This is a genomic window from Actinocrinis sp., from assembly GCF_035605935.1.
Taxonomy (GTDB): Bacteria; Actinomycetota; Actinomycetes; order Streptomycetales; family Catenulisporaceae; genus Actinocrinis.
In genome coordinates this window covers 20,506-35,406 of sequence record NZ_DATNGK010000016.1, presented here as the reverse complement: position 1 = coordinate 35,406, position 14,901 = coordinate 20,506, and the positions used below count along the sequence as shown (strand labels likewise).

Below are 14,901 nucleotides of genomic sequence, written 5' to 3'. Positions count from 1 at the left end.
CCCGCGCTGCGGTGGGGACGGTGACCTTGTCCACCCCACGACCCGAGCCCGCGTTGGACACCGCGTTCTTCACCGCGTGGATCACCCGCGCCGCCGCCGCGATCGAGACGGATCGGGTGCGGCTGAGCGAGCTCGACGCGGCGATCGGGGACGGTGACCACGGAACGAACCTGGACCGAGGCTTTGCCGGTGTCATGCGGGTCCTGGACACGACGAGCCCGCGCACACCGGCTACCGTGCTCTCCCTCACCGGCACCACCTTGATCTCAAAGGTAGGCGGCGCGTCAGGACCGCTCTACGGCACCGCATTCCGCCGCGCAGGTAATGCACTCGGCGACGCCGCCGAGACCGACCTGCCCGGCCTCGCCGCCGCCCTTGACGCGGCGCTCGCCGCGATCCGCAAGCTCGGCGCGGCCCGCGACGGCGACAAGACCATGGTCGACGCGCTCGCCCCGGCGGTCGCCGCGCTGAACGAGGCGGCGTCGAACGGAACGCCGCTGCTCGACGCGCTCTCGGCGATGGTGGACGCGGCGCGGGCGGGAGCCGAGGCCACGATCCCGATGCAGGCCTCGAAGGGCCGCGCGAGCTACCTCGGGCCGCGCAGCGTCGGCCACCGGGATCCGGGCGCGGCGTCCACGGTCCTCATCCTCACCGCGCTGCGCGACACCGCCGCGGCGGCCGGATCTGACGTCGGATCGAATGGTTCTGGTAGTGACTGAACAGCAGCAGCGACAGCATCAGCAACTACGCGCGACCGGCCAGCCCGCACCGATGGTCGGCTTGGTCCTCGTCTCGCACAGCGCGCGTCTGGCTGAGGGAGCCGCGGAGCTGGCGAGCCAACTCGGCGGCGAAGCTGCGGTCGAACCGGCCGGCGGCCTGCCGGAAGGGGGTCTCGGCACGAGCATCGAGCTGATCGAGCGGGCCGTGCGCGCGGCCGATCGCGGCGCCGGGGTGGTCATACTCGCCGATCTCGGCAGCGCGGTGCTCACCGTAAAGCTCCTGCTCGACGACGCGGCCGATCTGCCAGGTCCGGTCGTTCTCGCCGACGCGCCGCTGGTCGAGGGTGCGGTGTCGGCGGCCGTCGCGGCTGCCTCGGGCGCTGACCTCGACACGGTTCGCGCCGCCGCCGAGGAAGCCCGCGCCTTCCACAAGATCTGACGCCGCGAGCACAGCGTCGCGAGCTCTGCCGTCCACGTCCACGTCACCGTCCCCACGCGTGGCATGCTGGGAGCCGTGACCGTGAACGTCGTCCTGCAACCCGCCGCTGATAATCCCGAACTGCTCGCCGCACCGACCGCGAAGGCTCTCGCCGAGCACGCCGATGTCCTCCCGCTGGCCGAGATCCAGGTCGGCGCGATCGACCCCGCGCTCGCGGACACCGCGGCGTTCTGCGCCCAGTACGGGGTCGGTCTCGACGAATCCGCCAACTGTGTCGTCGTCGCGGCCAAACGGGCCGGTCAGACCACCTATGCCGCCTGCCTCGTGCTCGCCACCACCCGCGCCGATATCAACGGACTGGCCCGTCGGCACCTCGGCGCCCGCAAGATCTCCTTCGCGCCGATGGACGAGGCGGTCGAGCTCACCGGCATGGAGTACGGCGGCATCACTGCGGTCGGACTGCCCGCCGACTGGCCGATCCTCATCGACGAGGCGGTCGCGGCCGCGCCCCGCGTCGTGGTCGGCTCCGGCATCCGTGGCTCCAAGCTCTGGCTGCCCGGATCCGCCCTCACCCTCCTGCCCGGAGCTGTGGTGCTGCCCGCCCTCGGCACGGTCCCCGGCGGTGCGGCGACGCAGTGAGCCCATCGCGCACCTGACCCGAAGGAGTCGGCGCCATGTCAGCACCCTTAGCAAACGTGATCACCCTCGGGGTGACTGATATCGAGGGCGAGCGCACCTTCTACCGCGACCTGGGCTGGCCGCTGACCTTCGACTCGGCCGACTTCGCGGTCTTCGAGCTGCGCGGCGCGCTACTGGCCCTGTTCCCGACCGACAAGCTGGCCCGAGACGCCAACGCGCGGCCGCAAACCGACCGCGGCGGCATCCGCTTCGCCGTCATCATCACCGTCGAATCGCCCGAACAGGTCGACGAGCTGGCCGCGCGCGCCGAACAGGCCGGCGGCACGCTGACCAAGCCGCCGACCAAACCCGAGTTCTTCGACGGGCGCGACGCCTACTTCGCCGACCCTGAGGGCAACTACTGGGAGATCGCCTGGTCTCCCGACGACAACCCGGTCACAGCCGCCGCACGGCGCGCGGCCGGGTTGACGCCGTAGCCGCACTTCATCGCAGCGCCCGCCAACACAGCGCTCCTGTCATCGCAGGGCGGGGATCACATCCTCGCCGTACGCCCAGAGCGTCTGCTCGGGCTGATCGTGCATCAGGTACAGCGCGAACTGGCTGACACCCAGCTCGGCCAGCTCCGCGAGGCGGTCGCGGTGCGCGGAGGACGGGCCGAGCAGGCAGAAGCGGTCCACGATCTCGTCCGGGACGAACTCGGTCGACGGATTGCCGGCCCGGCCGTGGTGCGAGTAGTCGTAACCGTCCCGGCCCTTGATGTAGTCGGTCAGGGCCTTGGGAACCGGGCCGTCCGCGCCATAGCGTGCCACCAGGTCCGCGACGTGGTTGCCCACCATCCCGCCGAACCACCGCGTCTGTTCGCGGGCGTGGTCCAGATCCTCGCCGACGTATGCGGGCGCTGAGACGCAGATGGTGATGCCGTCCGGATCGCGCCCGACCGCCTTCGCCGCCTCGCGTACGCTGCCGATGGTCCAGCGCGCGATGTCGGGGTCCGCGCATTGCAGCACGAAGCCGTCCGCCTGCTCGCCGACCAGCTTGAGCGCCTTGGGCCCGTACGCCGCCATCCACATCGGCAGCCGGCCGCCGCGCACCCAGGGGATCTTCACCATCACGCCGTTGAGCTGGGTTTCCCGCCCCTCGGCCAGATCCTTGACCACGCGCATGCACTCGCCGACCGTCGCCAGGCTCTCCGGCTTGCGGCCGACCACGCGCAGCGCCGAGTCGCCCCGGCCGATCGCGCAGACGGTGCGGTTGCCGTACATGTCGTTGAGCGTCGCGAACAGGGACGCGAGCACTGACCAGTCGCGGGTGCCCGGATTGGTCACCAGCGGCCCGACGCGCAGCCGCTCGGTCGCGGCGAGGATCCGCGAGTAGATGACGAACGGCTCCTGCCACAGCACCGTGGAGTCGAAGGTCCAGCCGTAGCCGAAGCCGAGCTGTTCGGCCTGCCGCATCGTGTCGATCAGCCTGGTGGCCGGTGGATCCGTCTGAAGGACGACGCCGAATTCCACGATTGCTCCCTCAGATCAGGTACTGGGACAGGCCGCGGCGCACGAACCGCCCGTGGCCCGGCTTGCCATGGAAGGCGCCGTCGCGGATGACAACCGACCCGCGCGAGAGCACCGTCTCGACCCGGCCGGTGATCTCCATGCCCTCATACGCCGAGTAGTCGACGTTCATGTGATGCGTCGTGGCGCTGATGGTCTGATGCGCGTTCGGGTCGTAGACCACGATGTCGGCGTCCGCGCCGGGTGCGATCACGCCCTTGCGGCCGTAGAGCCCGAACATCCGCGCCGGGGTGGTGGAGCACAGCTCGACCCACCGCTCCTTGCTGATCTTCCCCGCGGCCACGCCCTGGTAGATCAGGTCCATGCGATGCTCGACGCCCGGCATGCCGTTCGGGATCTTGGAGAAGTCGCCGCGGCCCAGCTCTTTCTGGTCCTTTAAGCAGAACGGGCAGTGGTCCGTGGAGATGACCGACAGATCGTTGGTGCGCAGGCCCTTCCACAGCGACTCGCCGTGCTCGCGCGGCCGCAACGGCGGCGAGGCGACGTACTTGGCGCCTTCGAAGTCCGGCTTGGCCAGATCATCAAGGGCCAGATACAGGTACTGCGGACACGTCTCGGCGAAGACGTTCTGCCCGCCGTCGCGCGCCTCGGTCACCGCATCAAGGGCCTGTGACGCGGTCAGGTGCACGATGTACAGTGGCGCGCCGGTCACCTTGGCCAGCTGGATCGCACGGCTGGTGGCCTCGCCCTCCAGTTCCGGCGGGCGGGTCAGTCCGTGGTACACCGGGTCGGTGCGGCCTCGGCCAGCGCCTGCGCGACGAGCTGGTCGATCGCGATGCCGTTCTCGGCGTGCATCATGATGACCGCGCCGTTGGCCCGCGCCTTCTGCATGGCCAGGAAGATCTCGCCGTCGGTCGAGTAGAACACGCCCGGATAGGCCATGAACATCTTGAAGCTGGTCACCCCGGCCTCGACCGCGGCGTCCATCTCCTTGAGCGCGGCCTCGTTCACGTCCGAGACGATCGCGTGGAAGCCGTAGTCGATCGCGCAGTTGCCGTCCGCCTTGCCGTGCCAGGCCTCGATCCCGGCGAGCAGCGAAGCGCCCTTGCTCTGCACCGCGAAGTCCACGATTGTGGTGGTGCCGCCCCAGGCCGCCGCGATCGTCCCGGTCTCGAAGGTGTCCGAGGCGAAGGTGCCGCCGAAGGGCAGCTCCATATGCGTGTGCACGTCGATGCCGCCGGGGATCACGTACTTCCCGGTCGCGTCGATCACCGTGCCCGCGACCGCGCTCCACGAGTCGGCCAGCGGGCTGTTCGGCACGGCCAGCGCGACGACGCTCTCGCCGTCGACGAGGACGTCGGCGAGCACGGAACCGGTGGCGGACACGACCGTGCCGCCACGGATCAGGATGCTCATTTCAGCTCCTTCGCGTCAGGCTTCGGTCAGCGGTCCGTAGGTGTCCGGGCGCCGGTCCCGGTAAAAGGCCCACAGGTCGCGGACCTCCTGAAGCTGGTCCATGTCCAGGTCACGGACGATGACCTCCTCCTCGGTGTCCGACGCGGCCTCGCCGACCAACTGCCCGCGCGGATCCACGAAGTAGGTCTGGCCGTAGAAGTCGTTGTCGCCTAAGGGCTCGACGCCGACCCGGTTGATCGCGCCGACGAAGTACTCGTTGGCTACCGCGGCGGCCGGCTGCTCCAGCCGCCAGAGGTACTGCGACAGGCCCCTGCTGGTCGCCGAGGGGTTGAATACGATGCGCGCGCCGGCCAGGCCGAGCGCTCGCCAGCCCTCGGGGAAATGCCGCTCGTAGCAGATGTACACCCCGATCCGGCCGACCGCGGTGTCGAAGATCGGGTAGCCGAGGTTGCCGGGCCGGAAGTAGAACTTCTCCCAGAACCCGCGCACCTGCGGGATGTGGTTCTTGCGGTGCTTGCCGAGGTAGGTGCCGTCCGCGTCGATCACGGCCGCGGTGTTGTAGTAGACGCCGGGCTGTTCGTGCTCGTACATCGGCACGATCAGCACCACGCCGTTCTCCCGGGCCACCTCCTGCATCAGCCGGGTGGTCGGGCCGTGCGGGATCGCCTCGGTGTAGGAGAAGTATTCGGGTTCCTGGACCTGGCAGAAGTAGGGGCCGTAGAACAGCTCCTGGAGACAGACGACCTGCGCGCCCTGCGCCGCGGCCGCCTGCACGTGCGCCACCGCGTTCTCGATCATGGTCTTCTTCTCGCCGGTCCACTTCTGCTGGACCAGCGCCGCCCGCACGATCTCTGACACCCTCACCACGCCCTTCGATACAGTCCGCACTCATTACATGAAAAGCTCGTCACTGCTGCGTCGCCACCGCGGGCCGCGCCGCGACCCCGGCGCGTCCCGGAATCGCCGCCAGTGCCAGATAGAGCACGAGGCCGGCGCCGAAGCCCACCGCCCAGCTGTAGGAGTACAGCGGCTTGAGGAACGGGATCAGGCCGTTCGCCGGGAACGGCCCCGAGGTGCCCGGCGCCGTGTTCGCCCCGCCGACCGCGAGCACCGCGCCGACCACGGTCGCGGCCACCGCCGGCCAGCTCCAGCCCGCTGAGAACCAGTACTTGCCGCCGCGCCGGTACAGGTCGGCCGGGTCCAGCCGGGTGCGCCGGATGAACCAGTACCCTGCGACCAGCACCCCGGCCACCGCGCCCAGCACGCCGCCGTAGAAGTCCAGCCAGGCGAAGATGTAGACGTGCGGGTCGCTCAGCAGCTTCCACGGCATGAGCAGCACGCCGATCACCCCGGCGATCAGCCCGCCGGCCCGGCGCGAGATCACCTTGGGCGCGAGGTTGGAGAAGTCGTAGGACGGGCTGACCACGTTCGCCGCCACGTTCACCGAGACGGTCGCCACCAGAAGGGTGACCAGTCCGAGCACCACCACGAACGGGTTGGAGAACTTCGCCGCCAACTGGGTCGGGTCCCAGATCGCCTTGCCGTAGATGATCGCGGTGCCGGAGGAGATCATCACCGCGATCAGCGAGAAGAAGGTCATCGTGGTCGGCAGGCCGATCACCTGTCCCCAGGCCTGGCCGCGCTGGGAGCGGGAGAAGCGGGTGAAGTCCGGCATGTTGAGCGAGAGCGTCGCCCAGAACGCGATCATCGCCATCAGCGAGGGCCAGAACACCGGCCAGAACCGCCCGCCCCAGCCGAGCGTGGCCGGCTGCGAGAGCAATGCGCCGACGCCGTTGGCGCGGTAGATCACCCAGCCGAGGACGGCGAGGAAGACGATGAGCACGAAGGGCGCGGCCCAGTTCTCGAAGCGGCGCAGCGTGTCCATGCCGCGCCAGATGATCGCCATCTGGATCACCCAGAAGATCGCGAAGGCGAGCCACAGCGTCCAAGGCTGACCGAGCACCGACGAGGCGTTGATCCACCAGGAGCCGAACAGCTTTCCGGCCACGACGCTGATGCCCTCGCCGCCGATCCAGGTCTGGATGCCGAACCAGCCGCAGGCCACCAGCGCGCGCAGCAGCGCGGCCAGGTTCGCGCCGCGGATGCCGTAGAAGGCGCGGGCGAACACCGGGAACGGGATGCCGTATTTGGTGCCGGCGTGGCTGTTGAGCAGCATCGGTATCAGGACGATGAGGTTGCCCAGGGCGATGGTGATCAGCGCCTGCACCGGGTTCATCCCGGCGGCGATCAGGCTTGCGGCCAGGGTGTAGGTGACCAGGTTGTGCGACATGCCGATCCACAGCGCCGCGTAGTTGTAGAGGGACCAGGTGCGCTTGGCCACCGGTACGGGCAGCAGTTCGGGGTTGGCGTACGGGCTGTCGGCAAGTTCGCCCAGGTCGGCGAGCTCGACCTGGCCCTCGGCTTCGATAGAGGCCACGGCGGGTGCTCCGATCGCGAGTGGGACGGGGCATCGTCCCCCAGCGCCCCGGCACGCGCTTGGCCCACGCCGGGGCGCGGTGCCCTCGACGCGAGCCGGATCGGTGCCGAACTGTGCTGGTGGAGGGCAAGATGATGCCCGATCCGGCAGATCGGCGAACCACGCCGAACGCTAAATCTTCCTGACGGTGGCCGCGGGCGCCGCGAACGGTCCGTGTTCAGGTCGACACGGTGCGTCGGACATTCGTCGGTTTCTACAGTGGCGGACGGGCTGACCCGCGCGCCACGGCCGCCATGCTGCCCTGGTTCAGTCGTAGCTGGCGGCGGGCGCCGGACCGTTGGCGATAACTCCAACGCGCGGCCTGCGGCGCTGCGCCGGGAGCGCGATGTGATGTGGGTCACTTTCGACGTGCAGGTGCGGCAGGATCCGGTCCAGCCAGGCCGGCAGCCACCAGTTCGCCCGGCCGAACAGGTGCATGACCGCCGGGACCAGCACGGTTCGCAGCACGAAGGCGTCCAGCGCCACCGCCGTGGCCAGGCCGATGCCGAACTCGCCGATCACCCGCTGGCTGCCGAAGGCGAAGGCGCAGAACACGCAGATCATGATCGTGGCCGCCGCGGTGATCACCCGCGCGGTCTCCACCTGGCCGATCTTCACCGCGCGGGCGTTGTCCCGGTGCCGCACCCATTCCTCGTGCATCCGGGAGACCAGGAAGACCTGATAGTCCATCGACAGGCCGAAGAGGATGGCCACCATCATCACCGGCAGGAACGCCTCGACCGGCCCCGCCCCACCCATGCCCAGCTTGTCCGAGCCCCAGCCCCACTCGAAGAACCCGGTGACCACGCCGAAGGAGGCGGCCGCGGCGATCAGGTTCATCACCGCCGCGGTCAGCGGCACCAGCAGGCAGCGGAAGGCGACCACCAGCAGCAGGAAACCGAGCGCGGCGATCAGCCCGACGAACAGCGGCAGCTTGCCGCCGAGCACCGAGGCGAAGTCCGCGTAGACCGCGGTGAGCCCGCCGACGTAGACCTTCAGGCCACTGCCGGCCTCGGCCTGGGGGATCACTCGCTGCCGTAGCGTGGTGATGAGATTCGTGGTCTGCTTCGATTCCGGCGAGGTGGTCGGCACCACGTTGATCACTTCGACGCGGCCGTCCGCCGACTGCGCCCCGAGGTCGACCGCGGCGACGCCGGGTGTCTTCTCCAGCGCGACGACCAGGTTCGCGAGGGCCGTGCTCTTAATGGACGCTGTGCTCTTAACGGACGCTGTGCTGTTAACGGACGCTGTGTCGTGCGCGAGCGCGGTCTGGCTCGACGCTGCGCTCCCGCTCGTCGAGGAGAGGTCGGCCACCAGCGTCAGCGGGCCGTTCACGCCCGGGCCGAAGCCCTCGGCCATCAGGTCGTACGCCTTGCGGGTCGTCGTGCCGGCCGGATCGTTGCCGGAGTCGGACGCTCCGAGCCGCAGCGAGAGTACCGGCACCGCGAGTATCACCATGAGCGCCAGCGCGAGCAGGCTCATCAGCCGCGGCCGCCGCTCGACGGAGCCGGCCCAGCGCCGCCACCAGCCGCGCTTGTCCTCGGTGCCGTGCGTGTCTTCGGACCAGCCGCCCAGTGCCAGCCGCCGCCGCTCCCGCCTGCCGAACACGCGCAGCCCGAGCAGGCCGAGCGTCGCGGGCAGCAGGGTGAGCGAGGCCAGCACGGTGAACGCGACGGTCACCGAGGCGGCGAGCGCGACGCCGTCGAGGAAGCCGAGTCCGAGCACCATCATCCCGAGCAGCGCGATGCACACCGTCGCGCCCGCGAAAAGCACCGCGCGGCCGGAGGTGTTCACGGCCGTGCCGATCGCCTCGCCGACCGGCAGCCCGGAGCGCAGCGCGCAGCGGAACCGGGTGACGATGAACAGCGCGTAGTCGATCCCGACGCCGAGCCCGATCAGCGCGCCGAGCGTGGGGGCGAAGTCCGCGACGTTCATCGCGTGGCTGAGCAATCCGATCGCCAGGATGCCGCCGCCGACGCCCGCGACGCCGGTCAGGATCGGCAGCGCCATCGCGAACAGCGAGCCGAAGACCGCGAACAGCACGACCGCGGCCGCGATGACGCCGACCAGTTCGCTGTTCGAATCCGGGCTCTGCTCGGTGCCCTGCACCGCCGAGCCGCCGACTTCGACCGCTAGGCCGCCGGTCGAGGCCTGCTGCGCGGTCTGCACCAGCGTGCGTAGCTGAGCGGCGGAGGGCGCCGCCTTGCCGCCGTCGAGCTGAACCGAGGCGTACGCGGTGTGCCCGTCCGCACTGACCTGACCGTTACCGCCGCCGGTGTAAGGGCTCGTCACTTGGATCACACCAGGCATCCGCGCTATCGAACCGAGCGCCGCGCCGACCCGCGACTCGACAGCCGCCGAGCGGACCGAACCGGCCGAGTCGTGCCACACGACGGTGGCCGCGTCACCGTTCTGCCCCGGGAATTCGGCACTCAGCAGCTGGTTCGCCTTTGCCGAGTCGGTGTCCTTCAGTGAGAACGAACTCGAGTACTTGCTGCCGGAGACCACCGCGGCCGCGCCCAGACCGAGCAGCAGCGCGATCCAGAGCAGGACTACGGCCAGGCGGTGCCGATGGCACCAGCGCGCGAGTGCGGTCACTCGGTGTCTCCCGGGGTCGAACAGCGAGTGTCGCGCGCGTTGCGGAACGTGCTGTTGTACAAAAAGACGGCGGACTATTCGATTGGACGGCAGGATGCTGACGTCCGAGGCCTTATTCGAAAAACATCGGACATAAAGTGATCACTCGGAAAAAGCGGTGCTGAGTGGTGCACTCCCACCACCATGACAGAACGAAGTGTTTTCCGGGACGGTTCCGGGGTAATTCTTACAATCGTTTCACCAGGTCAGAGCGGGCGCGCGGATCTGACGTGGCGTGATAACCCTATGAATTGGCGTGGTAACGCCAATATGAGGGCGAAAAAGTGGCGAGAATCACTACGCCGACCACAACTGCGAGCCCGCCGCCGGCGACCGCGGCCTTCGTGCCGAGCGCGGCGCCGGCGATGCCGTGCACCAGATCCGCCAGGCGCGGGCCGCCCGCCACGACCACGGTGAAGACGCCCTGCATCCGCCCGCGCATCTCATCCGGCGCCGCCATCTGCAGGATCGAGCCGCGAAAGACCATCGAGACGAAGTCCGCCACGCCGCCGAGCGCCAGGAAGAGGCAGGCCAGCAGGATCGAACCGGACAGGCCGAGCCCGATCATCGCCAGACCCCACGCCGCGACCGCGCCGATCGTCATCGCGCCGTGTCGGCCTAGCCGCGTGTACGTCCCGGAAAGCAGCCCGCCGACCAGAGCGCCGGCCGGCATCGCGGCGAACAGCAGCCCGAGGGCGAGGTGGTTCGAGGCGTACGTCGTGGCAGCCAGCTGCGGGAAGAGCGCGCGCGGCATCCCGAACACCATCGCGATCAGGTCGACCACGAAGGAGTTGAGCAGCAGGCGGTTCGCCGCGACGAAGCGGAATCCGTCAGCCACCTGCGCCCAGCCGGTGCGGCGGGCCTCGATCGGCGAGCCGTAGCCCGGCGAGTCGCTGCCTGAGGAGCCCTCAGTCTTCACAGCGGGGGAGCGCCCGGCCGTGAGCGGGGGCAGCGCGGGCAGCCGGTAGACCGCCCACAGCGTCGCGGTCAGACCGACCGCGTCGAGCAGGTAGAGCGTCGGCAGGCCGATGATCGGGATCAGCGCCCCGGCCACCATCGGGCCGAAAAGCGCGCCCGCGAGCATGACCGTCGCGCCCAGGGAGTTGGCGGCCGGCACCTCCTCCTGCGGCACGAGCCGGGGAATGGCCGCGCCGCGCGCCGCCGAGTTGATCCCGAACAAGCCCTGCTGCACGGCGAGCAGCACGATCAGCGGCCATACCGAGTGCAGACCCACGGCCGCTTGCGCCCAGAACCCGATCGACGTCACGGCGATACCCACATTCGTCGTGAGCAGCAGCTTGCGCCGGTCCACCGCGTCGGCGACGGCCCCGCCCCACAGCCCGAAAACCACCAGCGGCGCGAGCGCGGCGAAGCTCGCGATGCCGATCCAGGTCGACGAGCCGGTCACGTCATAGATCTGCTTCGGCACCGCGACCGCGGTCAGCTGGCTGCCTACGCTCGTGACGACGTTCGATGTCCACAGGCGCCGATACGCCGGGTGCCGCAGCGGCCGAGTGTCGATCGCGAATCGGGAAAACGCGCGGCGCGGCTGGCCGGGCGCGTCTGCGACGGCCGTGGTGGACGCGGCGCTCGATGCGATAGCGGATTGGGCGGACGGTTCAGGTATCTCTGCTGTTGGCGAGGTGGCAGAGGTGGGCATGGTAGGGAATGCTACCGGCTTGCACCAGTTACCCCATACGCATTTCGCACTGTGAACGCGCATCACTCCCGTTTACCTGTGAACTGGGATTGACATTGCGGTAACAGACTCGTTCGACGCCGGTGACGCACCGGCGCTTTGCTCACTCACGACCCGCTAGCCAGGCGGGGCGCGTCTAGGGTTCCGCCGGAGCACGGTACGCCGTCGCGTTCGGGACTGGTCCGAGAGACGCAGGCGGCACACCGCGCCCGTCGCGGCGGTTGTCGCTCCACGGCGGGAGAAAAGCCCGGGAGGCCAGGTCGATCCGGCATGCCGGATCCCGGTCCCGGAGCGTGCCGTGACAGCATCCGCAGTACTCACCCCTTCACAAGCGCTTGATACTCGGCTCCGCGTCGCCGGTGACGCGTCGTCGCCGAGCACTCCCTTCCTCGCCGCGAGCGCGCCATGACGCGCGCCTGCGCACCTTTCCCCCTTCCGTGCCCAGAAAGGCGAACGCCGTGACCGCGACCGTCTCCCTCCAGCCGCCCGGCGGTGTCCCGGCGTCCGGCGCCTCCGACGTCCACGACGCCGAAGACCTCGCCGGCTTCGGCTATCCGCAGCAGCTGCGCCGCAGGCTCGGCTCCTATGCCTCCTTCGCCGCCGGCTTCTCCTTCGTCTCGATCCTGACCACGGTCTTTCAGCTGTTCTCCTTCGGCTACTCCTTCGGCGGCCCGGCCTTCGTCTGGACCTGGCCGCTGGTGTTCGCCGGGCAGTTCCTGGTGGCGCTCTGCTTCGCGGAACTCGCCGCCCGCTACCCGATATCAGGCTGCGTATATCAGTGGTCCCGGCGGCTGTCCACCGGACTGACCGGCCACTTCGCCGGCTGGACGATGCTGATCGGGCAGATCGTGAGCGTCTCGGCCGCGGCGATCGCGCTCCAGGTGGTGCTGCCTTCGGTCTGGTCCGGCTTCCAGTTGGTCGGCGGCGACCCGACCCTGACGGCCCGCACCGGCGCGACCAACGCCGTCCTGCTCGGCGCCATCCTGATCGCGCTGACCACGGTGGTGTCGGCGATCGGCGTGCGGGTCATGTCGCTCATCAACAGCATCGGCGTGTCCTGCGAACTGGTCGGCGTCGCGGCGTTGATCGCGCTGCTGTTCGCGCACGCCAAGCGCGGGCCGGGGGTCGTGCTGCACACGGAGGGCGCTGCGGGCCACGGCGCATACGTCTGGCCCTTCCTGGTTTCGGCGCTGATGGCGGCGTACGTCATGTACGGGTTCGACAGCGCCGGCGAGCTGAGCGAAGAGACCCGCTCGCCGCGGAAGACCGCGCCCCGCGCGATCCTGCGCGCACTGGGAGCCTCGGGCATCGGCGGAGCGCTGCTGCTTGTCGCAGCGCTGATGGCTGCGCCGTCGCTGACCGACGGAAACCTCGCCACCGGAGGCCTGCCCTATGTCGTGACCAGCAGGCTCGGCACCGGACCCGGCAAGGCGTTGCTCGTGGACGTCGCGATCGCGATCTGCGTGTGCACGCTGGCGATTCAGACTGCTGCGTCGCGGCTGATGTACTCGATGGCGCGAGACGGCGCGCTGCCCGGATCCAGGCGCCTGGCCCGTGTTTCCCCGCGCACCGCGACTCCGGTGCTGCCGACCGTCATCGTCGGGGCCGTGGCGATCGCCGTGCTCGGCGTGAACGTCGGGCAGGCGCAACTGTTCACCGCGCTGACGAGCGTCGCGGTCGTGATCGTGTACTGCGCCTATCTGCTGGTGACCGTTCCGCTACTGCTGCGTCGCCTGCGCGGGCTGCCGCAGTCCGGAGCCGGCCGGTTCTCGCTCGGCCGCTTCGGGTTGCCCGTCAACGCTCTGGCGGTGGTCTACGGCGCGTTCATGGTGGTCAACATGGGCTGGCCGCGCTCCGAGGTCTACGACCCGGCTGGCGGACACTGGTACCTGAAGTACTTCGCGCTGCTGTTCTGCGGCGCCGTCGGCGTCATCGGCTGGGGCATGTACCGCGGGGGCAACGCCTCACGTGCACAGACGTCACTCGCCGCGTCGTCGATGGTCCTCGGTGATGCGGCGTTGGAGGGAGCGGAGTGACGCGCGGCTTTGAGATCCCTGGCGGTGCAGCTGATTCGCTGCGGCTGCGACGTCACAGGGCGCTGACGCTGACGTGCCTGGGCGACGGCGCCAACGTATCAATGCTCATCTATGCCGCCGACAATCCCTTGGACCGCCTCAACATCCCTGACACGCTCAAAGCCCAGATGTCCGCGCGCATCGCCGCGCCGATGGTGCTGATGTCCGACATGGGCCGCGCGCTGGCCTCGGTCACCGGCTCCAGCCTCGACTGGCATGACGCGATCACTGGCCACAGCCTCGAGGTGCACATCGAGCAGCGACACGGCGCGTCCTCCTACGCCGCGCACGGCAACGGCTGGCGGCGCAGCGCGCGGGCCGGGCTGCTCGACGAGCTGTGGAAGCACGGACTCGGCGCGCGCGATCTGCATGCCAGCATCAATTGGTTCACTAAGGTGGCGCCGGCCGCAGATGCGCGCGGCACGCTCGCATTCGTGCCCGGACACGCTGTCGCAGGGGACTGGGTCACCCTGCGCGCCGAGCAGGACCTGCTGGTCGTGCTCTCGACCTCCCCACATCCGCTCGACCCTGCCGAAGGTTGGCGGCCCGCAGGCGTAAGCGTGAGGGCCCAAGAAGTCGCCGCACCCGGCGGCGACGACGCGAGCCGCACCTTCCGCGCCGAATCCGCTCGAGCGCTCGCCGTCACGGAAGGCAGCCTGCTGTGACCAAGACCGAGTTGTTGTTCGACCTGACCGTCGCGGCCGGCGACGGCTGGATCGGCGAGATTCCGATCGGCGGCGCGGTCCGGATCACCGACCTGGAAGGGAATCAGGCGGCGGACACGCTCTTCTACGACGCGCGCGACTACGCCAATCGGTACAGCGCCGTCGACACGATCCGCGAACAGGGCGCGGTCTATCTGACGACGGGATCGGTGCTGCGCACGGTCAACGCCGAGGCGCTCGCCACGATCGTCGAGGACACCTGCGGCCGGCACGACACGATCGGCGGTGCCTGTTCGCAGGAGAGCAACGTTGTGCGGTATGGCGGGCACACTCGATATCAGCATGCTTGTCGCGCGACGTTTCTGCGGCAGGCGATCGAGTGGGGCAGAGGGCTGGAAAAGCGAGACCTGACGCACAATGTCAACTTCTTCATGAATGTGCCGTTGACGCCGCAGGGCGGGCTCACCTTTGCGGACGGAGTCTCCGCACCGGGCAAGTATGTCGAGCTGCGGGCGGAACGCGACCTGCTCGTGCTCGTCTCCAACTGCCCGCAGCTGAACAACCCGTGCAACGGCTACAACCCCACGCCGATTCAGCTCACCGGCTGGGCCGCGCCGTGAGCCTGCTG

General features: G+C 69.4%; 12 protein-coding genes and 1 pseudogene. 7 read left to right on the top strand and 6 right to left on the bottom strand.

The window, feature by feature from the left end; all coding sequences use genetic code 11:
* The first annotated feature begins 53 nt into the window (after nucleotides 1-53).
* The 4 genes from dhaL to VN779_RS01390 all read left to right on the top strand — a co-directional run bounded on the left by dhaL (nucleotide 54) and on the right by VN779_RS01390 (nucleotide 2,273).
* Nucleotides 54-719 carry a dihydroxyacetone kinase subunit DhaL gene (gene dhaL / locus VN779_RS01405; RefSeq protein WP_349260589.1) on the top strand — a complete coding sequence of 222 codons (666 nt, stop codon included), beginning with the start codon at nucleotides 54-56 and terminating at the stop codon, nucleotides 717-719.
* 52 nt (nucleotides 720-771) lie between these two features.
* Complete coding sequence (gene dhaM / locus VN779_RS01400; RefSeq protein ID WP_349260588.1) at nucleotides 772-1,158, top strand: dihydroxyacetone kinase phosphoryl donor subunit DhaM; 387 nt, start codon at nucleotides 772-774, stop codon at nucleotides 1,156-1,158.
* Nucleotides 1,159-1,221: 63 nt separating this feature from the next.
* Nucleotides 1,222-1,797 carry a YbaK/EbsC family protein gene (locus VN779_RS01395; RefSeq protein ID WP_349260583.1) on the top strand — a complete coding sequence of 192 codons (576 nt, stop codon included), beginning with the start codon at nucleotides 1,222-1,224 and terminating at the stop codon, nucleotides 1,795-1,797.
* Between the two features lie 35 nt (nucleotides 1,798-1,832).
* A complete protein-coding gene (locus VN779_RS01390) occupies nucleotides 1,833-2,273 on the top strand; it encodes a VOC family protein (RefSeq protein WP_325719322.1) in 441 nt (146 codons plus the stop codon).
* Between the two features lie 39 nt (nucleotides 2,274-2,312).
* Here VN779_RS01390 and VN779_RS01385 read toward each other — a convergent pair whose 3' ends face one another.
* From VN779_RS01385 to VN779_RS01355, 6 genes and pseudogenes are all read right to left on the bottom strand, one after another.
* Nucleotides 2,313-3,308: a TIGR03842 family LLM class F420-dependent oxidoreductase gene (locus VN779_RS01385; RefSeq protein WP_325719320.1), complete on the bottom strand. Its 996-nt coding sequence runs from the start codon at nucleotides 3,306-3,308 to the stop codon at nucleotides 2,313-2,315.
* A gap of 10 nt (nucleotides 3,309-3,318) precedes the next feature.
* Nucleotides 3,319-4,721: pseudogene (hydA, locus tag VN779_RS26265) on the bottom strand (dihydropyrimidinase).
* Nucleotides 4,722-4,736: 15 nt separating this feature from the next.
* Nucleotides 4,737-5,579 carry a nitrilase-related carbon-nitrogen hydrolase gene (locus VN779_RS01370; protein ID WP_325719314.1) on the bottom strand — a complete coding sequence of 281 codons (843 nt, stop codon included), beginning with the start codon at nucleotides 5,577-5,579 and terminating at the stop codon, nucleotides 4,737-4,739.
* Nucleotides 5,580-5,628: 49 nt separating this feature from the next.
* Nucleotides 5,629-7,158, bottom strand: a complete 1,530-nt coding sequence (locus VN779_RS01365) for an NCS1 family nucleobase:cation symporter-1 (protein ID WP_325719312.1) — start codon at nucleotides 7,156-7,158, stop codon at nucleotides 5,629-5,631.
* A gap of 306 nt (nucleotides 7,159-7,464) precedes the next feature.
* Entirely contained in the window at nucleotides 7,465-9,795 is a 2,331-nt protein-coding gene (locus tag VN779_RS01360) for an MMPL family transporter (protein ID WP_325719310.1), read from the bottom strand.
* 283 nt (nucleotides 9,796-10,078) lie between these two features.
* A complete protein-coding gene (locus tag VN779_RS01355; protein WP_325719308.1) occupies nucleotides 10,079-11,494 on the bottom strand; it encodes an MFS transporter in 1,416 nt (471 codons plus the stop codon).
* 497 nt (nucleotides 11,495-11,991) lie between these two features.
* Between VN779_RS01355 and VN779_RS01350 the strand changes: the two genes are divergently transcribed.
* Genes VN779_RS01350 through VN779_RS01340 form a run of 3 tightly spaced genes read left to right on the top strand, consistent with a single transcriptional unit; the run spans nucleotide 11,992 to nucleotide 14,893 of the window.
* A complete protein-coding gene (locus VN779_RS01350) occupies nucleotides 11,992-13,569 on the top strand; it encodes an amino acid permease (protein WP_325719306.1) in 1,578 nt (525 codons plus the stop codon).
* On the top strand, nucleotides 13,566-14,273 hold the full coding sequence (locus VN779_RS01345; RefSeq protein ID WP_325719304.1) for an urea amidolyase associated protein UAAP1: 708 nt from the start codon (nucleotides 13,566-13,568) through the stop codon (nucleotides 14,271-14,273). Before VN779_RS01350 ends, VN779_RS01345 begins: the two co-directional genes overlap by 4 nt.
* Nucleotides 14,270-14,893: an urea amidolyase associated protein UAAP2 gene (locus VN779_RS01340; RefSeq protein WP_325719302.1), complete on the top strand. Its 624-nt coding sequence runs from the start codon at nucleotides 14,270-14,272 to the stop codon at nucleotides 14,891-14,893. Before VN779_RS01345 ends, VN779_RS01340 begins: the two co-directional genes overlap by 4 nt.
* Nucleotides 14,894-14,901 lie beyond the last annotated feature (8 nt).